Origin of the sequence: Methylotuvimicrobium sp. (assembly GCF_050611805.1) — a bacterium.
Taxonomy (GTDB): domain Bacteria; phylum Pseudomonadota; class Gammaproteobacteria; order Methylococcales; family Methylomonadaceae; genus Methylotuvimicrobium.
Map to the genome: position 1 here is coordinate 1 of NZ_JBNGHF010000064.1, position 21067 is coordinate 21067.

A 21067-nucleotide genomic window follows, 5' to 3' on the forward strand; every position below is an offset into this window, starting at 1 on the left:
CGTAGGGTACGCTGTGCGTACCATGGTAACCCCGCGATATTCATGTGCCAACCGAGCCGCCAGGGCACGGCTTTGGTACGCGCAGCGTACCCTACAATTTATGCATAAAGACGAGCGTTAGAACGATAGGGAGGTGAATAATTACGAAATTTAAGCTGCGGTATAGCAATCACGGTTGCCAAGGTTTTTTAGCCCGGCAACCGTGAGTTTAAAAGGGATTAAAGTTTAGGCGTCCGATTCGCTTTCGGATTTAACAGCGGGTTTGCTGTCGGTAGTGTTGTCCGGTTTAGCGGCGGTAGCGTCCTGTTCACGGCGAGGCTTCTCGTCTTGTGTTTTAACCACTTCTGCCGATTTCGGGCCTTCATCGGCTTGAGTCGGAACATTCGGTCCGCTGGTTTCGCTCTGTTGTGAGGATTCCGGTTTTCTGTAATTCGGGTTCCGAGGGCGGCGTCGATTCGGGCCTCTTCTCCCATTTCTGGATGGCGATTTTTTTACCGGTTGTTCGACAGCTTCATTCGTAGTTTTGTCCGGCTCAACCGGTTGTTGAGCGACTTCTTCGGTAATGGTCTCTTTCTGTTCGTCAGGTTTTGTTTCACGCTTATTGACGGGTCTTTTAGGTCGGTTGTTTCGACTCCCCGGTCCACGTTTGTTATCGCGTTTTTTGCCCGGCGTTCTTTCTTCGCCTTCTTTTCGTTCCTGTTTTTTGGCTGGCTGGGGCATGGCTGGCGTTTCTTCTTTACCGCCGACCAATTTTTGCCAAAAGCGCTTAATCAGGCTGGCCGAGGTGTTGCGGTTTTGTACCGGCGCAGGTGCATCGGGTAGAAATTCCTTAATAGCCGCTTGTTCGGCTTTAGGTTTGATCTGTTGCGCGAATTCAGGAAGCGGAATATCTTCTTCCTTAATTTGTAGATAGCTAGGTTTTTCCTCGATCGCATCCTTGGCTTTGATCCGGTCGATCGTGTAAGCCGGCGTTTCCAGGTGTTTGCTCGGCAAAATCACGATGCCGACTTTTAATCGAGACTCGATCAATTCGATAGCTGGCCGCTTTTCATTGAGCAGGAAAGTCGCGCTTTCGATCGGCAAGTGCGCGATGACTTTTTCGGTGCCGGGTTTCATCGCTTCTTCTTCCAGTACCCGCAACACTGCCAACGCGACCGATTCGACATTACGAATCGTCCCTTGGCCTTTACAGCGAGGGCAGATCAGTTGCGTAGATTCACCTAGCGAAGGTCGAAGTCGTTGTCTAGACATTTCCAGCAAACCGAATCGCGAAATCCGGCTGGTTTGTATGCGAGCGCGATCGATTTTTAACGCATCGCGTAAGCGGTTTTCGACTGCGCGTTGATTTTTATTAGCCATCATATCGATGAAGTCGATAACGAACAAACCGCCCAAATCGCGAAGCCGTAACTGACGAGCTATTTCATCGGCGGCCTCAAGGTTGGTATTCAAAGCGGTTTCTTCGATGTCGCTGCCTTTGGTCGCGCGTGCCGAGTTAATATCGATCGAGGTCAATGCTTCGGTATGATCGATCACGATCGAGCCGCCGGATGGCAGCGATACTTCGCGTCCGTAGGCGATTTCGATTTGCGATTCGATTTGATAGCGACTAAACAACGGTACCGAATCCTGATAGAGTTTCGCTTTGGACAAAAAGTGCGGCATGACCTGTTTCAAAAACTTTTGCACCAGGTGAAATGCTTCTTCCTTGTCGATCAGGATTTCATCAATGTTACCGCGTAGATGGTCGCGTAAGGCCCTGATGATGACGTTGCTTTCTTGGAATATCAAAAAAGGTGCGGAGTGCTCGCTAGCCGAACGCTCGATCGCTTCCCAGAGTTGTAATAGATAATTCAAGTCCCATTGCAGCTCTTCGGCGCTCTTGCCGCATCCGGCGGTACGGACGATCAGGCCCATGGTGTCGGGAATCTCCAGCGCCGTCATGACTTCACGCAATTCATTTCGCGTATCGCCTTCAATGCGCCTGGAAATACCGCCGGCTTTCGGGTTGTTCGGCATCAATACCAAATAGGTTCCGGCGAGGCTGATGTAGGTGGTTAATGCCGCGCCTTTGTTTCCGCGTTCTTCTTTTTCGATTTGAACGACGATTTCTTGGCCTTCCTTGATTTGATCTTTGATCGATGCTCGTCCGCCTTCGGAGGTGTCTCCTTCCGCGCGTTGCCGGAAGTTCGGAGCGATTTCTTTAAACGGTAAAAAGCCGTGTTTTTCGGAGCCGTAATTCACGAAAGCGGCTTCTAGGCTAGGTTCGATACGGGTAATAATGCCTTTGTAAATGTTTGACTTTTTTTGTTCTTTTGAAGGGACTTCAATGTCAAAATCATAAAGTTTTTGACCATCTACCAAAGCGACACGCAGTTCTTCAGGTTGCGTGGCATTGATAAGCATTCTTTTCATTTAAGGTATCCTTGATTATTCCTGCTCCATGTTTAGAATTTTTTTAAGACATTCAGGTTGCACATCGGCGTTAGACCTTCGTATGGGCTGTTACGATGCCGCGGCCTTTAGGGTCGGGACGGATATTTGTGCCGTCCTATGATTGGCGGTCTCGCTTGCTTTCGTTCATTCGTTTAAGTTATGAAAAGCAAAAGAATATGCATTGTTTATTCAGCATGATTTATTCGATGCGAATAGATGTGCGCAAGCCTGTCTTCTTGTAAAATCCTTCCTAAACAGGAATTATTATATTTCGCTCATCACGGGTCGAACGATAAAACCCAAAATTCCAATGACTGAACAGTCGTTTAGTAACTGTTCAGCGAATAATTTTTTAGGGCTCCTAATCGCATAAGGCGGACGGAGCGTTTATTTTAGTTGTATAAACTGGCCTAATATATCAATGTTAACGGCACTCATCAATTTAAAGAATCATGTCATAAAATATACTGGTATCATTATTCGATGAAACCAGTACAGCAAGAAACGCATTCAGGCGTTCAATTTATTGAAGTTTTTGAAGAAAACTGCGATCAACGGCTTGATAACTTTTTGATTGCCAAGCTGAAAGGCGTGCCTAAAAGTCGGATTTATCGGATTGTTCGAAAGGGCGAGGTGCGCGTCAATAAGGGCCGTGTGGATGTAAAATATCGCTTAAAGGAGGGCGATGTCGTCAGAATTCCACCGATACGCGTTGCCGAGACCGAAAATGACGCATTTGTGCCTCAATCATTAAGACACAGTCTAGAGCATGACATTTTGTATGAAGACGATGTGCTGTTGGTGCTCAATAAGCCGTCCGGTTTTGCCGTGCATGGCGGTAGCGGACTGGATTCTGCGGTCATCGAAGGGCTTAGGCAATTAAGACCTGCTGCGCCGTTTCTAGAGTTAGTGCACCGCTTGGATAGGGATACTTCCGGTTGTTTATTGATTGCGAAGAAAAGGAGTGCTTTGCGAAAACTGCATGAACTGTTTCGCGGCGACGATATTCAAAAAACCTATTTGGCCGTATTAGCGGGTCGTTGGGCGCGAAAAAAGTTGGTGGTTACAGCACCGTTGCAAAAAAATGTTAACAAAGGCGGCGAGCGTATGGTCGAAGTGAGTCGATCGGGAAAAGAAGCCGAAACTTTTTTCCGACGCATCAAGCTATTGCCGAATGCGACTTTGGTCGAAGCGTCACCTAAGACCGGACGAACACATCAGATTCGTGTTCATGCCGCATGGCTAGGTCATCCGATCATCGGCGACGAGCGTTATGGAGACTTCGAGGTTAATAAGGCGTTCAAAAAAATGGGTTTTAAGCGAATGTTTTTGCACGCTTACCGATTGGAATTCGTCCACCCCGTTACCGGTCAACGATTACAGATTACCGCGCCCGTGCCGAAGCTAATGGAAGCATTAATTAACAATAATGATGATGACTAAGGAATATGCATAAAACAACTTCTCGAAACAGTAAGCTTTGTGGAGGTTCGGTGACTCGCTTAACAGGACGCCGTGAATACATCCCTGTAGGCTTGACGGCAGCTGTCCCTGCTGCCGACACCTGTCAATCGAGCCACCGAACCTCCCTTCCAACATTTGAAGAAGTTGTTTGATGTTCGTTCCTAAACGCTTTGATTTGATTATTTTTGATTGGGATGGAACACTGGTCAATACGATCGATTGGATCGTGCATTGTTTGCAGGATGCCGCTGTTCGATGTCGTTTTGAGGTGCCTGAGGATCAAGCGGCAAAGGATGTGATCGGATTGAGCATCGATAATGCTGTTCGCCAGCTGTTCCCGGAAGCCGATAAGGACGCCAGGAATACGTTTATCGAGCATTACGGCAGGGCGTTTTTTGCCAAGCAGCTGAGCCGAGCCGATTTGTTTAAGGGCGTGTTCGATATGCTAAATGTCCTGAGAACGAATGGTTATCGATTGGCGGTGGCTACTGGAAAGGGTCGGAAAGGCTTGCAGAAGGCTCTCATGCAAACCGGTACCGAGCATTTGTTCGACATCACTCGTTGCGCCGACGAAACCGCGTCCAAGCCGGCTCCTGTCATGTTGCAAGAAATCATCGATCGCCTCGAAATTCCGGCCGAACGAGCCTTGATGGTCGGCGATTCGATTCATGATTTGCAAATGGCTCGTAATGCGGGAATTGTTTCGGCGGCCGTTGCTTGCGGTGCGCATAGTCCGGAACTGTTACGGCAATACGACCCTCTATTTAATTTGGAACAAACATCACAATTACTGAAATTTATTTGAGGTTAACAAGTGGAAAGCAATAATGACAGCCAGGCCGTTTCTAAATCGGAACGGAAAGACGGTTGGGAGCGGGAAACGATAGAAAAATTAGCTTTTGCGGCGATAACGGAACAAAGAAGAGCACGGCGCTGGGGCATTTTTTTCAAAATGCTGACTTTTTTGTATTTGGTTGCCATTTTTGCGGCAATTATGTTTCCAAAGTGGAAGGACGACATCGGGATGGGTTTGGACATTAAGGGGCATACCGCGGTGATCGATGTGGTCGGCATGATTGCCGAGGATAAGGATGCTAATGCGGGCCGCATTATCAAGGGGCTGCGTCAAGCCGCGAAAGACAATAGTACGCGCGGCATCATTCTGAATGTCAATTCACCGGGTGGGAGCCCTGTGCAATCGGACTATATCTTTCATGAAATCAGGGAATTGAAGAAAGAATATCCCGACTTGCCGATTATATCGGTCGTGGGAGATATCTGTGCGTCCGGCGGCTATTACGTCGCTTCGGCAGCCGATAAAATTTATGTGAATCAAGCCAGCCTGATCGGTTCGATCGGCGTGTTGATGAATGGTTTCGGCTTTGTCGATACGCTCGATAAGCTGGGGGTAGAACGACGTCTACTAACGTCCGGGGAACATAAAGGTATGCTCGACCCTTTTTTACCGGTAGATGAAGAAGAAATTCAGCATATGCAGAAATTGCTCGGCCAAGTGCACCAGCAATTTATCGATGCGGTAAAAGAAGGACGAGGAACACGTTTAAAGGAGACTGACTTGATATTTTCCGGTATGGTTTGGACCGGGAAAGAAGGGGTTGAATTGGGCCTGGCCGACGATTTCGGTAGTGTAAATTATGTTGCCAAGCAAGTTATCGGCGCTGAAAAGTTGGTTAATTTTACGCCGCCCGAGCGCTTACTCGATAAGTTAGCGGGTAGAATCGGTGCGTCGTTCGGTAAGTCGCTAGGCGTCTTTAGCGAAAAAATGCTGATTCAATAACCTTTTATTCAGTAAGGGTTCAGATGAACCCTTTAAGCTCGGTCTACTTCATTGCCTTGGTCGCTTTTAAGGCAAATGCGAATATTAATTTAAGGTGCTGGATTAGCAATGACAAATTTAATCAAAGTGGTATTGATGACCGCATTATTACCTGTCTCGGTTTCATTCGGGGGCGAATTTATGGTCGCGATGGTAAGTTTGGATGAAGCGACCAAGCAAGTTCGTCAAGACAGCAAAGTCAAAGTGCTGGGGGCTAAAACCGAATCGATTGAAGACCGAAAGGTTCATGTCATCAAAATCCTGACACCCGACGGCAGAATACAATATCAGCGTATCGATGCAGAAACAGGGCGATTATTAGGTAGGGATAGGTAAGGAACATGCACAAAATGACTTCTACAAGTAGTAGGCTTTGCTGCGGTACGGTGACTCGCTTGACAGGGCGCCGTGAATACGTCCATGTAGGCTTGACGGCGGCTTTCCCTGCCGCCGACACCTGTCAATCGAGCCACCGAACCCCCTTCCTGCAGTTGTCGAAGTTTTTTCATACTCGATCCTAAAAGGAAGTGACCGATGCGTATTTTAGTCGTTGAAGACGAATTAATTCTGTGCGAACAAATCAAAAAATTTTTGACCGATAAGGGCTTTGCCGTTGATACGGCTAATAAAGGCAGTGACGGTTATTATTTGGGTAAGGAGTACCCGATCGATGCGGCCATCGTTGATATAGGTCTTCCCGATTTTTCAGGTATCGAATTGATTAAACGTTTGCGTAAAGATGAGGTGGTTATCCCAATATTGATCTTGACCGCAAGAAGCCGCTGGCAGGAAAAGGTGGAAGGCCTTGAAGCCGGCGCCGATGATTATTTAGTCAAACCTTTTCATTACGAAGAATTGTTAGCTCGTCTCAATGCCTTGATTAGGCGCTCCGGAGGCAAGGCCCATCCTGTTTTAAAGCACGCGAATATCGAGTTGGATACTGCCGCACAAGAGGTCAGGGTATCCGGCGAGAGGCTCGAATTGACCGCGTTTGAATACAAAGTGCTTGAGTACCTGATGTTTCGTAAAGGCGAAGTCATATCAAAGTCGGTATTGACTGAACATATTTATGAAGAGGATTTCGATCGGGATAGTAATGTGATCGAAGTCTTTATTGGTCGTTTAAGAAAAAAGCTTGATCCCGACGGGACAAGTAAGCCGATCGAAACATTGCGCGGGCGCGGTTATCGAATCCCACAAGAGTAGGGCTAAGCAGGCTGTTTCTTGCGTAATTTTTAATCCGATATGAGTAAAAAAACGAAAACAGCCTTCGTATGCGAGGAGTGCGGTGCCGATTACCCTCGTTGGAACGGTCAATGCACTGCCTGTGGAGCATGGAATTCAATTAAGGAAGTGAGGCTTGGTGCAGGCAAATCCGAGCGAAATAAGAGAACGGATGGCTATTCCGGGATTAGGTCGTCCGTGCAAGCCTTATCAGATGTTGATTTGGCTCAGGCGGAGCGACTGTCGACCGGGATTTCTGAGTTTGATCGAGTTTTGGGCGGCGGTGTTGTCAGAGGCAGCGTAACGCTGATCGGCGGCGCGCCGGGAGCCGGAAAGAGTACCATATTGCTCCAGGCAATTGCCGATATGGCCCGACGCGGGATTGATGTGCTCTATGTTTCAGGCGAAGAGTCTTTGCAGCAAATCGCCGAGCGGGCCCACCGATTGAATGTGTCAGGCGAGCGGATCAACATGCTCGCGGAAACTTCGGTGCAGAACGTGTGCGATGTGTTGGACGACATTAATCCGCAGGTTTTAGTGGTCGATTCGATACAGGTCATGTATACCCAAGATACCGACTCGGCACCGGGGTCGGTATCTCAAGTTAGGGAGTCGGCAAGTTACCTGACTCAATATGCCAAGCGGCATAATGTCTCGGTGTTTTTGGTCGGGCATGTCACGAAGGATCAGTCGTTAGCGGGGCCGATGACGCTCAGTCATATTGTCGATACCCAAGTGGTGTTGTCTTCGACTAACGATGCTCGATTTAGGGTGCTTAGAGCCGATAAGAATCGTTTTGGTAGTGTTGGCGAATTGGGTTTTTTTGCGATGGACAGTACCGGTCTCAAAGAGGTTAAAAACCCTTCCGCGATGTTTCTAAACCGCGCCGAAAAACCGTCCTCGGGTAGTGTTGTAACTGTGCTGTGGGAAGGCACCCGGCCATTGTTGGTTGAAATTCAAGCATTGGTCACCGAGTGTCAATACGGAAATCCCCGGCGCTTGGCAGTAGGCTTCGATCAGAATCGGTTGGCGATGTTGCTGGCGATATTATCGAGACACGGCGGTATATTTACCGCCAATGATGAAATTTATGCGAATGTGGTCGGCGGCATCAAGGTTACCGAAACCAGTTCCGATTTGGCGATTGTGGTCGGGATCGTATCCAGCTTGAAAGATAAAATCATTCCGCATGATACGTTTTTTTTTGGAGAGCTGGGTTTGAATGGCGAAATTAGACCGGTTGCGAACGGTTTGGCGCGAATCAACGATGCGGCTAAGCACGGCTTTAAGAAGGCGGTGATACCAAAGAGTAATGCTCCTAAAAAAGCCATTGAAGGTTTAAGGATTTACCCGGTTGCTAATTTGGCCGAGGCATTGGATGTATTAGGTGAGGTTGAATGCTAATACTTCCTTTTGATCCAAAAACCGTCGAAGACTAAAAGGTATGGGATGTGACTATCGAGGACTGCCGTTCACCCAGGCGCCGAATTTTGATCTACGACGAGTATAAAGGGAGTAACTTGTTCCGCGTGCTGATAGCCTGGAGGCTACTCAAGGCTCGAGCTCGGTCAGCGCAAGTAAGTCTCGTTCTAATAATTCACTATCGCCAAGATTCAATTCAACGAGGCGTCTCAGGTGTGTGATGCTATCGATGTCGATGTGTTCGCATTTAAATCCGGCAGTGTCATCGACGATATGCGATATGCTTAGCGCCATTGCAATGGTGTAGTCCTCGGAAAGGCTGAATGTGAGCATATAAATCTTATCCAAGTCGCCTTTCCACGGGCCATCGAATCGAAGCAGGCAACCCTTCAATGAAAGGTCGACCAGTCTGCAAGGCTGGTTTATTTCGTCGCAGCTCAATTGTGCAGGGGTGTCGTAAAAAATACGATGATAACGGCGTTTGTCGGTGGGTGAGGTGGTCTTCATTTATTTGGATTTTGAAAGAACTGTAGGGTGGTATTATCGATGACAATCAGGTCGTTGTTATTCAGTTTTACGGTTTTATCGCCCAAGGGCTGATTATTGATCGTCATGCTCGAATTGTTTTCCAGCGACGAAATGAAGTAACCTTCTTTTCGTCGGGCGATAACGGCAATTCCTCCGCCGTTTCGTCCTAACCGAGTCATGGCTTTTTTCATGGGGAGAATTCTTCCGATATGCTGTCCGTCCATGACCTGAAGGTTAGCTTCGGGCAGGTTCAGGTTTTGCCCGATTTCTTGATTCAGCTGGCTAACCTCGGGACTTTCGTGCTTGGGTATTTCAGCCACCGACTCTGTGGTATTGAATATCAGGGAATATTTTCCAAGGGTAATGCGGTCGTTATTATTAAGAAGGGATTCTTTAAGCTTTTCGCCATTGACGATCAATGGAAAATCATCGTTGAGTTGTTTGATTAGGCAACCGTTTTGCTTAATGATCGCGGCAGCATGTGCTGGAGCTACCGCCAAGCTGTTGAGTGTCAGATCATTGCTTTCGTCGCGACCGATATGCATAACGCCCGATTCAAACAATACCGAATCGATCGCTTTATCTTTGAAAAAAACGGTGAATTTTGCCATGGTATCCGCGAGTACTTAACTATCAGACATAAAGTATAGACCGTATTAATTCTGTTGCCCAAAAAATAGTGTTAATGATGACCTGTCTTGAACGGAAGAAATTTGACTTGTGTGACTGAGTTTTTGTTACGTTTGATGATCTCCACCGGATAGCCGTGCAATTTTAAGCTGGTTCCCGGTTCCGGGATGGTTTCCATGAACTCGATAATCAATCCGTTGATTGTTTTAGGGCCTTCGGTAGGGAGCTCCCAATTGGCGATGCGGTTTAATTCCCGTACGGTCAAGCTGGCATCGACCAGGTAACTGCCGTCGGATTGCTTGAAGACACCCAAGTCCTCGTTGACCAATTCGCCCACGATTTCTTGCAATAAATCTTCTAGTGTAACTAGCCCTAAAACATCGCCGTACTCATCTACAACCAGTCCGATACGGATCCTTTCGTTCTTGAAATATTGCATTTGCGTGTGTAAAGGCGTGTTTTCAGGAATGAAATAAGGCTTGATAAGGTTTTTTGTAATATGTTGCTTGTCGAATTCAGGCTGCTGTGTGAACGACAGCGCCGTTCGTAAATGCAAAAAGCCGAGTACTCTATTGATGCTTTTTTTATAGACGGGTAAACGAGTATGTTTGCTATTTTGAAGGACCTCGATAATCGTTTCTATAGGGTCTTCTAAGTCGATGCCGATGATTTCATTGCGCGGCGTCATAACATCTTCGATCGTAGCGGACTCCAAGTTCAAAATACTCAGCATCATGTTGTGATAACGGGTGGGCATTAAGCTATCGGCCTCCGACACGATGCTTCTAAGTTCTTCTTTATTAATGGTTTCTTGTCTGTTTATTGAGACATGAATGCCGAATATTCTAAGTAATAGGTTGCAGATAAGATTGACGACCCAAACGATCGGATAAAATATTTTTAATAACGGTACATAAATCCACGCGGATAGAAAAGCCAACGATTCAGGTCTGATCGCGGCTAAAGTCTTTGGCGTCACTTCGGAAAAGATTAAAATGGCCAAGGTCAGCGCGCCGGCGCCGATGGCAATGGCCGATTCACCGCCCAAGCGAATGGAAATGACGGTAACAATAGAAGAAGCTAGGACGTTAACGAAATTGTTACCCAATAATATTAGTCCGATCAGGCGATCGGGACGCTTGAGAAGTTTGTGAGCTTTAGTTGCCCCGCGATGGCGTTTTTTTACCAAATGTTTCAGCCGATAACGGTTGAGAGTCATTAGGGCTGTTTCCGATCCGGAAAAAAACGCAGAGAGTAAAAGAAGAATTGCCAGTGTGCCGAAAAGTATACTAAGGGGAATATCGTTCAAGGGGGTACTCTAATTTTAAAAAACTGCTTTAGTTTCTCTAATAAGGAAATTTTGTCAAGTCTGAAACCGATGTTTTTGTTTTTTGCGCCCATGGGTTTGAAATCTTGACGATACAGCTTAGTTCGAACTGAAAAATCGTGTAATTTAGTAATGGTGGGCTTATGTTTGTCGAGGCGTTCATTGGGTGGGCTTAAACGCATGATTGCTAACTATACCATCGAAGATCAAAATTCGGCACCGGGGTGCTCGATCCCTCTTTAAGACACTGCCGAAATATGAAGTGTGAAAGGTATAAACAAAAAATGTATAGGATTTTTTTACAATGGCTTGGTTTTAGATGGTGCAATTCATATCGTTTGCCATGAATTGTTAAAGATTTTTTATCAAAATAGGCTAATCTCTTACCGCATGAAGATGATTTTTTTGGCATCATGCGAAAAAAACCTTCATTCGACGTATTTTCTAGTCCAAATTTTAGAGCGCGGGATACTCGCGCAAAGATAGACGGATATTTCAGGTAAAAAAGAATTATGGCTTGGCCGTGTATTTTATTGATCGATGACAATCAAACCAGAGCGCTTCAATTCAAAGCGGTATTTGAATTTATGGAGCATCGGGTGGAAATGGCTCTTCCTGTCGCTATTACCGAGGGTGTCGAACGTTGCGGCGAAGATTTAATTGCCGTTTTTATTGGCGATTCGATCGATAAGCAAGCTTCGGTTATAAAATCCGTTTTGGAGAAGACCGAGCGAGCGCCGGTGGTTTTGTTGAAAAATAAGGATGTTGCCGGGGCGCTGCCTACGGCAGTCGAAGATATGCTGTTTCAACATTTGGAATGGCCGACCACTCATGCCGCATTGAAGAAATTATTAGATGAAATATTAGCTTCGATCTATAACGGACAAATACCCCGCCATGCCCTTGATCGACGGGTTTACGACCGGCGTTTATCGTCGAAGCAACGTCTCAAAGGCAATAGCAAGGCGATTGTTAATGTGTGTAAACTCATTGATCAAGTTGCCGAGTCCGATGCGACAGTATTAATTCTGGGCGAATCGGGTACCGGTAAAGAAGTTGTCGCTAGGACTGTACATGACTGGTCGCTACGCAGCAAACAGCCATTCGTGCCGATTAATTGCGGTGCAATTCCGGGCGAATTGTTGGAGAGCGAGCTATTCGGGCATGAAAAAGGCGCTTTTACAGGTGCGTTGTCGACCCGGCAAGGCCGTTTTGAATTGGCCGAAGGCGGTACGTTATTTCTCGACGAGATCGGGGATATGCCGATGGCAATGCAAGTCAAGCTATTGCGAGTACTGCAAGAGCGGACATTCGAACGGGTCGGTAGCAATAAAACAATGCATTGTAACGTTCGTATCATTGCCGCGACGCATCGAAAATTGGATGACGAAATTAAAGAAAATCGATTTCGGGAGGATTTGTTTTACCGTTTGAACGTTTTTCCGATCGAAATGCCGGCATTGAGAGATAGGGCCGAGGATATACCTTTATTGGCAAAGGATTTGATAGCGAGAATGGCATCCGAAAATCGCGGTTCCGTGCGTTTGACCGATACGGCGATAGCGCTATTAATGCAACATCAATGGCCGGGTAATGTGAGGGAGCTGGCTAATTTGATCGAAAGACTCGCGATAATTAAGCCGAACGGTTTAATTGACGCAGAGGATTTGCCGGAAAAGTTTCAGCATTATGTGGTACCGGAGAACATAAAAATCGTTACGGAAGAGACATTCGAGCCGGAAGCGGTTCGCAAGAGTAACGACCCGGTGGGAGAAACCTCGGGAGTCCTTCAATTACCGAAGCAAGGTATCGATTTGAAGGAATATTTAAGCGACATGGAAAGCGATTTAATCCGTCAGGCTCTGGAAGAATGCAACGGCGTGGTTGCGCATGCCGCCAAGCACTTGAAAATGCAGAGAACGACGCTAGTCGAAAAGCTTCGTAAATACGACCTGCAACGATAAAGTCGACAGCTTTTTGACGAAGGGAATGAGGGTCTGATGATAAGCCATTGAATATAAATATGAAATAAAGTGGTCCATATTTTGCATTAAACTGATTGAGCCATCCGGAGCAATCAGTTTATGTCTTCATCAACGATTTCACAATCCCACAACAAAACCGAACAACTCGCCGATGCCTTTCGACTTTTTAACGAGTTGTCTCAAGATTTGACGGTTTCCTATCAAAATTTGGAACGGCAAGTCGCAAAGCTGAGTGACGAGTTAGCTGCAGCACGTAGCGAGAGACTTAAAACGCTATTGGAAAACGAAAAAATCGCGGCCCGTTTACGGCAAATACTCGCCGCTTTACCGGCCGGTATTTTGATTATCGATCCTTCCGGCAAAGTCGCCGATTATAATCCCACAGCGCTCGAATATTTAGATGAGCCATTATTGCAAAGACCGTGGTCTGAAGTCGCCGGGCGCAGTCTTAAAGCGGTTTCCGAGAATCCCCACGAGCGACAATTGCCGAACGGTAAGCGTGTCGGCTTGAGTTATAACGCATTGACTGAAGGCGCTGGACAACTGGTCTTGTTATCCGACGTAAGCGAAATGCGGGCCCTGCAAGATTTGGTCGATCGGCAAAATAATTTATCGGCCATGGGGGAAATGATCGCGAGCTTGGCCCATCAAGTCAGAACGCCTTTATCAACCGTTATTTTGTATGCTTCGCAAATGTCAAGGCCTGGTTTAGGCGAGAACAAACGGCAACAATTTTCAAGCAAGATTCTCGAGCGCCTGCATTATTTAGAAAGACAGGTAAACGATATGCTGATTTTCGCGAAGGAAGGGCGTTTGTCGATGGCGACTTTCGCGCTGCATGACTTGCTCGGCAATGTTGAAGACGCAATGGCGGACCGCGTGGCAGGCTGCAACTCTGTTGAATTTAGCATCAACAATGAGGCAGGTTTCGAGATATTGACAGGTAACGAGCCGGCGTTACGTGGTGCGATTATGAATTTATTGAACAATGCCCTTGATGCCTGTGCCGGACAAGGTGTTGTTACGTTGACGGTGGTTCGGTCTTCGCGACAAAAACTTATCTTTACCGTTCACGATACCGGGCCGGGTATTGAAAAAGCTCTTTATAAAAGGGTCTTTGAACCCTTTTATACCACAAAAAGCAGCGGCACAGGTTTAGGGCTTGCCGTTGTCGACAGCGTCGTTAGAGCGCATCACGGCAAGGTGAGTTGCGACTCGGTGCCGGGTTTGGGGACTGTGTTTGAATTGGAGATGCCGATTGCCTGGGAGACGAAACCGGCGTTACCCGGTGGGTTTTCAGGAAGGCAAGCTAAGTTCGAGGAGTTATATGATGAAGCAATATGATGTATTGATTGTCGAAGATGATCCCGATCTATGCGAGGCGCTTTCGGATACGCTAGAACTTGAAGGATACCAGGTATTGGCGGCGCATAAAGGAACGGAAGCATTGGCAAAACTCGAGCGTAACCGAGTAAAGTTGGTTGTTAGCGACGTGCAAATGCCGGTGATGGACGGCTTCGAGCTGTTGCGCAACATACACGCTTTGCATCCGGGGCTTCCGGTATTGTTGATGACGGCTTATGGAACTGTGCCTAAAGCGGTTAGGGCGATGCAGGAAGGAGCAGTCGATTATTTGGTTAAGCCTTTTGAGGCTTCGGCTTTAATCGATAAAGTTGCCGCATTTGCCGTTGTCGATGCGCCGGCTGAGGATTTTACGATAGGGCCGGATCCGGCGATGCAACAACTTTATCGTTTGTTAGAGCGGGTTGCGCAAACCCATGTCACGGTGCTGTTGCAGGGAGAAAGCGGTACCGGTAAGGAAGTTGTTGCACGCGCCATACACGAGCAATCGCCGTATCGCGGCGGACCTTTTGTCGCGGTCAATTGTGCCGCAATTCCGGACAATATGTTGGAAGCGATGTTGTTCGGCTACGAAAAAGGCGCTTTTACCGGCGCGGTGCAATCAATGCCGGGGAAATTCGAGCTGGCTCAGGATGGCACATTGCTGCTGGATGAAATAGCCGAGATGGATTTGGGTTTACAAGCTAAATTACTGCGCGTCTTACAGGAAAAAGAAGTGGAACGCATCGGTAGTCATAGAAAGATTGAATTGAACGTCAGAATTTTGGCGGCAACCAATCGAAAATTGAAGCAATCTGTCGAGCAGGGCTTATTTAGGGAAGATTTATATTATCGTTTGAGTGTATTTCCACTGAGGATACCGGCATTACGAGAGCGCCCCGGCGATATTGTGCCGTTGGCTATCGAGTTGTTGCGGCGTCATGGTTTCGACGCGGCATGTGAGGCCGTTTTCGATCGTGAGGCAATAGATAAAATGCAAGCTTATTTATGGCCGGGTAATGTAAGAGAATTGGAAAATGTGATGCAGCGAGCGTTGATTTTAAAAAGCGGTAAGCGAATCGTAGTAGAAGATTTAATCTTCGAGGAGAATGTAGATCTGCATGCCATGTCTGAAACCGTCATTGAAAACGCTTGTGTCGATAGCTCCGAAGACACGTCTTCTTTAGGCGATCAAGTGCGTTCGGCTGAGGAAAAAATGATCTTGCAGACGTTACTGACCGAAAACGGTAGCCGTAAAACCACGGCCGAAAAATTGGGTATTAGTCCTAGAACACTACGCTATAAAATTGCCAGAATGAAAGAATCCGGCATTGCTATTCCTTGTTCGGCCTGATGGCTCGAATAATGCTAGTTCTTTTGGAAGTCGTGTCGAAATAATTGAGAATGGTCATGAGTGAGATGAATGTCAATCAGGTGCTGGCACAAATGCGTCAGATGTCTATCGAGGCCGGGGCGGGTGTAAAGCCGCAAGCGTTGGAAAGTAGCGATCAGGCTAACTTCGCTTCGTTGTTGAAACAATCGATCGACTCGGTGAATACGCAGCAAGCAACAGCGAGTGCGATGTCGACAGCATTCGAAACCGGAGAATCGGATGCCAGCTTGGCTGAAATGATGGTAGCCATGCAAAAAGCCAGCGTGTCTTTTCAGGCCATGGTTCAGGTTAGAAATAAACTGGTCGATGCCTATAAAGATGTCATGAATATGCCGATATAGACAGGCAGTGAATTAAGATGAGCGAGCAAGGTGCAAATGAATTAGTCGGAACGTCCACTCCTCATGCAAAGGAAGTGGACACCGGTAATCCGTTGTTGAAAGGTTTGACTGGGCTGACAATGGCTCGTCAGATAGGTTTGATGCTCGGATTTGCTTTCAGCGTTGCCGTGGCCGTGGCGATCGTGCTGTGGTCGCAAGAGCCCTCCTACAATTTATTGTTTGCCGGCATTGCCGAAAAAGATGCGGCGGAAATTATCGAGGCTTTAGATAAAGAGGGCGTTAAGTACAAAGTCGAGTCCGGTTCGGGAGCAATCATGGTCCCGGGGGGCGATGTTCGCGAATTAAAACTGAGACTGGCTGCCCAAGGCTTACCGCGCAGTACCAGCTTAGGTTACGAGCTACTCGATCAAGAGCAAGGCTTCGGTACCAGCAAGAATATTGAACAAATGCGTTTTCAGCGAGCATTGGAAGGTGAAATTGCGCGAACGATCATGACTATTCAAAGTGTTAAGGCGGCAAGGGTGATATTGGCGATGCCAAAACAGTCGGTATTCGTTAGGCAGCAGAAAAAACCCAGCGCCTCAGTCATGGTCAACCTATATCCCGGCAGAACCTTGGATAAAGGGCAAATCGAATCGATTATTCATCTAGTCGCTTCCAGCGTTCCCTTAATGGAAGCAGGGCAAGTGACGGTCGTCGATCAAACCGGGCGTTTACTCAATGCTAAAGGAACCGATTCCGATATCTCACTGACTTCAAAGCAGTTCGAATACAAGAAAAATATCGAAGAACATTTAATGGCGCGCATCGAAAATATTTTGACTCCATTGGTCGGCGCCAACGGTTTACGTACGCAAATATCGGCCGATGTCGACTTTTCCGTGACCGAAAGAACCCAAGAAATGTTTAACCCCGACCTGCCGGCGCTACGAAGTGAGCAGACTCAAGAGAATCTTAGTTCCATGGGAGCCATTCAGGGTGTGCCGGGGGCGTTGACTAACCAGCCGCCACTCGCCGGCATAGCGCCTGAAGTGGCAGCCGGTGAAGGTGCCGAAACGCCGGCGGAATCGTCAGGGTCTTCTAGCAAGAGCGCCACACGGAATTACGAGCTTGATAAAACTATTACTCACACCCGTCTTGCCAGCGGTGTGCTCAAACGGTTGTCGGTGGCTGTGGTTGTCGATAACCGTTCTGTCGTTCGCGAAGATGGGAGTATCGCTAGCGAACCTTATCCTCAAGAAGATATCGTTCGCCTGAGCAACTTGGTCAGACAAGCGGTCGGTTTTGATAGTAGCCGCGGCGATCAAGTAACCGTATCCAATGTCGCATTCAAAGTGTCGGATGAATTCGAAGCATTGCCCGATGCGCCTCTTTGGGAGCAAGCTTGGATTATTGACGCCTTAAAGCAGTTGGCGGCTGCTGCGGTTATTTTATTTTTGATTTTCGGTGTTTTAAAACCGACCATGCAGGGGTTGATAGGCCGTACTGAAGAAGAACGGAAAGCCGCGGCATTAGCGCTGGCAAAAGCGGAAGCCGAAGCCATGGGCGGCGCTGTTGCATTCGACGAAAAAGGGGTGCCGTATGCGGTGCCTGCCGATGAAGCGGCAAGGCAGCAACTTGGCATGTCATCGGAGACCGAAGATCTGTTGTTATTGGAAGCACCTCAGAGTTACGAGAAACGATTGGAATATGTACAAAAATTGGTTGACGAAGACCCTCAATTAGTTGCGCAAATCCTTAAGAATTGGGCCAAGCAAGATGTCTGATAAGGAACTCGATTTAACTCAACCGCAACGGGCCGCGCTACTACTTTTAGCAGTGGGACAGGATCGTGCATCGGCGGTGCTGAAGCACATGGGGCCTAAAGAGGTGCAACTAATTGGGTCAACGATGGCGGGGCTTGGCGCTATTTCACCGGAAATGGTGGATGCCGTGCTTGAAGAATTCATTACTCGAATCAAGGATGAAACCGGTTTGGGAATTAATTCGGACGAATTTATTCGCAACATGCTAACGGGAGCCTTAGGCGCAGATAAGGCGGGAAGCATCATCGATAGAATTCTACTCGGCGCCAACAGTAAAGGGATTGAGCAATTGAAATGGATGGATACGCGGTCGATTGCCGACCTGATACGTTTGGAGCATCCTCAGATTGTCGCGATCATTTTATCGTTATTGGATAGTGACCAGGCTGCCGATGTTTTAGCTTTATTACCGGAAAACATGCGTTCGGATATTCTGATGCGTATTGCGACGATGGAAGGTATACAGCCTGCGGCATTAAAGGAATTGGATGAAATCATGGAAAAACAATTGACGGGCAGCGATGGCATGAAATCGTCATCGGTCGGCGGCGTCGATACCGTGGCCAATATTCTGAACTTCATGGAAGGCTCGGTTAGCGAGCAGATCATGGAAGATATCAATGATAATAATGCCGTGCTGGGTCAGGAAATCATGGATAAAATGTTTGTCTTCGAGGACCTCGCGACGGTTGACGATAGAGGCATTCAGACGCTATTGCGAGAAATATCGACCGATCGTTTGCTGCTGGCATTGCGTGGTGTCGATGACAGCTTGAAAGCCAAAATATTCGGGAATATGTCGCGTCGAGCTGCCGAAATGCTGAAAGACGATTTAGAGGCGGCGCCGCCGGCGAGACTCAGCGAGGTCGAATCGGCGCAGAAAGAAATACTCGGAATCGCGAAGAAGCTGGCCGATGCCGGAGAAATTATGTTAGGTAGCGGCAGCGGCGATGAGCTCGTCTAAACTGCCGGGTTTCACCGATGACGAACTGGATGCGTTGCGCCTTTGGGACATGCCCGATGTGTCGGGACGCGAACGCGCGAAATCTAGCGAAGGGGGTAAATCGCGCAGTCCACTGCTGACCGTTCAAGATATTGAAGCGATGCAACAGCAAGCCTATGAGGAAGCCTTCGCTAAAGGCAAAGAAGAGGGTTTTACGCAGGGTTACGAAGAAGGGCGGTCGAAAGGTTACGAGGAAGGTTTGAAAAAAGGGTATGACGAAAACGTGGATCGACTGCGCGAACAAGGTTTGCAATTAGCCGAAATATTGGAGACGCTCAGCGAACCTTTAAATGCACTGGATGAAGAAGTTGAAAAAGAGCTGGTGGATTTATCGATAGCGATAGCTAAACAGCTGGTTCGCCGAGAAATTAAATCGGATCCGGGGCAAATTGTGGCCACGGTTAGAGAAGCCGTCAATGTATTACCTATCGCAACGCGGGAAATAACACTAACTTTACATCCTGAAGATGCAGAATTGGTACGATCGGTGTTTTTGTTGAACGAACGTCCGGCGCCTTGGGATATCAAAGAGGATCCTCTGCTCAGTCGCGGCGGTTGCCATGTGGATGCGGAGCAGTCTCATGTGGATGCCTCGGTCGAAAGACGTCTGGCGGCCGTTATTGCTCAAGTGCTTGGTGATGAGCGGATTAGGGATGAAACATCATGAGGTCTACGCTAGATCGAAACGAGATTTGGCTTGGTAAGTTAAAACCTTACGCCAAGCGGTTGGTTCAGCCTCCGGAACTGATCGTGGAAGGCAAGTTATCCAGAATGGTCGGATTGACACTCGAGGCTGTCGGTTGTAGGGCGCCCATCGGTTCTCGTTGTCAAGTGCAAACCAAAACGGGCAGGGTTATTGAAGCCGAAGTCGTCGGTTTTTCCGGCGATCGCTTATTTCTAATGCCGACTGGTGATCCTTATGGTTTGGAGCCGGACTGCCGCGTCATTCCGATGAACAAGGAATATTTGGCTAGAGTCGGGTTTAGCTTGCTGGGTCGAGTATTGGATGGGGCGGGTAATGCTCTGGATGGTAAGGGACCTTTGAAGACCGATGCGCAAGTGTCGTTAACCGGTGTTCCGGTCAATCCGCTTAGCCGAAAGCCGATTCGCGAAGTGCTCGATGTCGGTGTCAGAGCGATCAATGCTTTGTTGTGTGTAGGGCGAGGGCAAAGGATGGGCTTATTTGCCGGAACCGGTGTTGGCAAGAGCGTTTTGTTGGGGATGATGACTAAATTTACCAATGCCGACGTCGTCGTGGTAGGGCTTATTGGTGAACGGGGGCGTGAGGTTAACGAATTCGTACAAAAAATTCTGGGTGCCGAAGGGCTTAGTCGCTCTGTCGTTGTCGCGACGCCGGCAGACTATCCGCCATTGATGCGGGCGAATGGAGCGTTGCTGGCGACCAGTATTGCCGAGTATTTCCGCGATCAGGGTTTGGATGTTTTGCTGCTGATGGATTCGTTGACTCGTTATGCTCAAGCCCACAGAGAAATCGCGCTCGCAATCGATGAACCGCCTGCCACTAAAGGTTACCCGCCTTCCGTATTTGCTAAGTTGCCTCGGTTAGTTGAGCGGGCCGGAAACGGCGATGAAGGCGGCGGTTCGATTACGGCTTTTTATACTGTATTGACCGAAGGGGACGATCCCAACGATCCTGTAGCCGACTCGGCTCGCGGCGTATTGGATGGGCACATCGTGCTAACTCGAGAGCTGGCGGAGTCCGGGCATTTTCCCGCGATCGATATCGAGGCATCGGTTAGTAGGGTTTTGCCGGATATCGTCGATGACGATCATTTACGAATGGTGCGCAAATTGAGAGGGTTGTATTCCCTGTATCAGCAAAATAGAGACCTCATCAGCGTCGGCGCCTACAAACCGGGATCGAATCCGAATATCGATTTGGCGATTGAGAAAATAGCAGCGATTAGGAATTTTTTGCAACAAGATATGAATGAGCCTGTGGATTTAAGTCGAAGTATCTTGGAGTTGTCCGATTTGCTTGGGAATGAGGGTGAAAGGTGAAAGGGGAAAGGGGAAAGGTGAAAGGTGAAAGGTGAAAGGTGAAAGGGGAAAGAGGAAAGAGGAAAGAGGAAAGAGGAAAGAGGAAAGAGGAAAGAGGAAAGAGGAAATTAGGACTTGACAAGCGTATAAAATGCCGCATCATTTCGCTAACCGCTAACCGCTAACCGCTAACCGCTAACCGCTAACCGCTAACCGCTAACCGCTAACCGCTAACCGCTAACCGCTAACCGCTAACCGCTAACCGCTAACCGCTAACCGCTAACCGCTAACCGCTAACCGCTAACCGCTAACCGCTAACCGCTAACCGCT

At 47.9% G+C, this 21067-nt stretch carries 18 protein-coding genes; 14 read left to right on the plus strand and 4 right to left on the minus strand.

Going from position 1 to position 21067, the window contains the following annotated elements:
• Nucleotides 1-225: 225 nt before the first annotated feature.
• On the minus strand, nucleotides 226-2415 hold the full coding sequence (locus ACRJJO_RS19580; protein WP_431067283.1) for an Rne/Rng family ribonuclease: 2190 nt from the start codon (nucleotides 2413-2415) through the stop codon (nucleotides 226-228).
• A gap of 504 nt (nucleotides 2416-2919) precedes the next feature.
• Here ACRJJO_RS19580 and rluC point away from each other — a divergent pair.
• The 6 genes from rluC (at nucleotide 2920) to radA (ending at nucleotide 8365) form a co-directional block, all read left to right on the plus strand.
• Nucleotides 2920-3879: a 23S rRNA pseudouridine(955/2504/2580) synthase RluC gene (gene rluC / locus ACRJJO_RS19585; RefSeq protein WP_431067284.1), complete on the plus strand. Its 960-nt coding sequence runs from the start codon at nucleotides 2920-2922 to the stop codon at nucleotides 3877-3879.
• A gap of 172 nt (nucleotides 3880-4051) precedes the next feature.
• A complete protein-coding gene (locus tag ACRJJO_RS19590) occupies nucleotides 4052-4705 on the plus strand; it encodes an HAD-IA family hydrolase (protein WP_431067285.1) in 654 nt (217 codons plus the stop codon).
• 9 nt (nucleotides 4706-4714) lie between these two features.
• Nucleotides 4715-5698 carry a signal peptide peptidase SppA gene (gene sppA / locus ACRJJO_RS19595; protein ID WP_431067286.1) on the plus strand — a complete coding sequence of 328 codons (984 nt, stop codon included), beginning with the start codon at nucleotides 4715-4717 and terminating at the stop codon, nucleotides 5696-5698.
• A gap of 108 nt (nucleotides 5699-5806) precedes the next feature.
• Nucleotides 5807-6073 (plus strand): PepSY domain-containing protein, encoded by a 267-nt coding sequence (locus ACRJJO_RS19600; protein WP_431067287.1) that lies wholly within the window; start codon nucleotides 5807-5809, stop codon nucleotides 6071-6073.
• A 198-nt stretch (nucleotides 6074-6271) separates the two neighbouring features.
• Complete coding sequence (locus ACRJJO_RS19605; RefSeq protein WP_125218403.1) at nucleotides 6272-6943, plus strand: response regulator transcription factor; 672 nt, start codon at nucleotides 6272-6274, stop codon at nucleotides 6941-6943.
• 39 nt (nucleotides 6944-6982) lie between these two features.
• Entirely contained in the window at nucleotides 6983-8365 is a 1383-nt protein-coding gene (radA, locus tag ACRJJO_RS19610) for a DNA repair protein RadA (RefSeq protein ID WP_014149538.1), read from the plus strand.
• A 147-nt stretch (nucleotides 8366-8512) separates the two neighbouring features.
• Here radA and ACRJJO_RS19615 read toward each other — a convergent pair whose 3' ends face one another.
• The 3 genes from ACRJJO_RS19615 to ACRJJO_RS19625 all read right to left on the minus strand — a co-directional run bounded on the left by ACRJJO_RS19615 (nucleotide 8513) and on the right by ACRJJO_RS19625 (nucleotide 10850).
• Nucleotides 8513-8890 (minus strand): PilZ domain-containing protein, encoded by a 378-nt coding sequence (locus ACRJJO_RS19615; protein ID WP_431067288.1) that lies wholly within the window; start codon nucleotides 8888-8890, stop codon nucleotides 8513-8515.
• Nucleotides 8887-9522: an FHA domain-containing protein gene (locus ACRJJO_RS19620; protein ID WP_404360076.1), complete on the minus strand. Its 636-nt coding sequence runs from the start codon at nucleotides 9520-9522 to the stop codon at nucleotides 8887-8889. The genes ACRJJO_RS19615 and ACRJJO_RS19620 overlap by 4 nt, the downstream gene beginning before the upstream one ends.
• A 71-nt stretch (nucleotides 9523-9593) precedes the next feature.
• A complete protein-coding gene (locus ACRJJO_RS19625; RefSeq protein ID WP_404360077.1) occupies nucleotides 9594-10850 on the minus strand; it encodes an HlyC/CorC family transporter in 1257 nt (418 codons plus the stop codon).
• Nucleotides 10851-11380: 530 nt separating this feature from the next.
• Here ACRJJO_RS19625 and ACRJJO_RS19630 point away from each other — a divergent pair.
• From ACRJJO_RS19630 to fliI, 8 genes are all read left to right on the plus strand, one after another.
• A complete protein-coding gene (locus ACRJJO_RS19630) occupies nucleotides 11381-12832 on the plus strand; it encodes a sigma-54 dependent transcriptional regulator (protein WP_431067289.1) in 1452 nt (483 codons plus the stop codon).
• 120 nt (nucleotides 12833-12952) lie between these two features.
• Nucleotides 12953-14197, plus strand: coding sequence for a sensor histidine kinase (locus ACRJJO_RS19635; RefSeq protein WP_431067290.1), 1245 nt, complete (start codon nucleotides 12953-12955; stop codon nucleotides 14195-14197).
• Nucleotides 14184-15548, plus strand: a complete 1365-nt coding sequence (locus tag ACRJJO_RS19640; RefSeq protein WP_431067295.1) for a sigma-54-dependent transcriptional regulator — start codon at nucleotides 14184-14186, stop codon at nucleotides 15546-15548. Before ACRJJO_RS19635 ends, ACRJJO_RS19640 begins: the two co-directional genes overlap by 14 nt.
• A 56-nt stretch (nucleotides 15549-15604) precedes the next feature.
• The gene (gene fliE / locus ACRJJO_RS19645) at nucleotides 15605-15928 is read left to right on the plus strand and encodes a flagellar hook-basal body complex protein FliE (protein ID WP_404360080.1); all 324 of its coding nucleotides are present in this window, start codon (nucleotides 15605-15607) and stop codon (nucleotides 15926-15928) included.
• Between the two features lie 17 nt (nucleotides 15929-15945).
• Nucleotides 15946-17694 carry a flagellar basal-body MS-ring/collar protein FliF gene (gene fliF, locus ACRJJO_RS19650; protein ID WP_431067291.1) on the plus strand — a complete coding sequence of 583 codons (1749 nt, stop codon included), beginning with the start codon at nucleotides 15946-15948 and terminating at the stop codon, nucleotides 17692-17694.
• The gene (gene fliG, locus ACRJJO_RS19655) at nucleotides 17687-18697 is read left to right on the plus strand and encodes a flagellar motor switch protein FliG (RefSeq protein ID WP_431067292.1); all 1011 of its coding nucleotides are present in this window, start codon (nucleotides 17687-17689) and stop codon (nucleotides 18695-18697) included. The genes fliF and fliG overlap by 8 nt, the downstream gene beginning before the upstream one ends.
• Nucleotides 18684-19403, plus strand: coding sequence for a flagellar assembly protein FliH (locus ACRJJO_RS19660; protein ID WP_431067293.1), 720 nt, complete (start codon nucleotides 18684-18686; stop codon nucleotides 19401-19403). The genes fliG and ACRJJO_RS19660 overlap by 14 nt, the downstream gene beginning before the upstream one ends.
• The gene (gene fliI, locus ACRJJO_RS19665) at nucleotides 19400-20758 is read left to right on the plus strand and encodes a flagellar protein export ATPase FliI (RefSeq protein ID WP_431067294.1); all 1359 of its coding nucleotides are present in this window, start codon (nucleotides 19400-19402) and stop codon (nucleotides 20756-20758) included. Before ACRJJO_RS19660 ends, fliI begins: the two co-directional genes overlap by 4 nt.
• Nucleotides 20759-21067 lie beyond the last annotated feature (309 nt).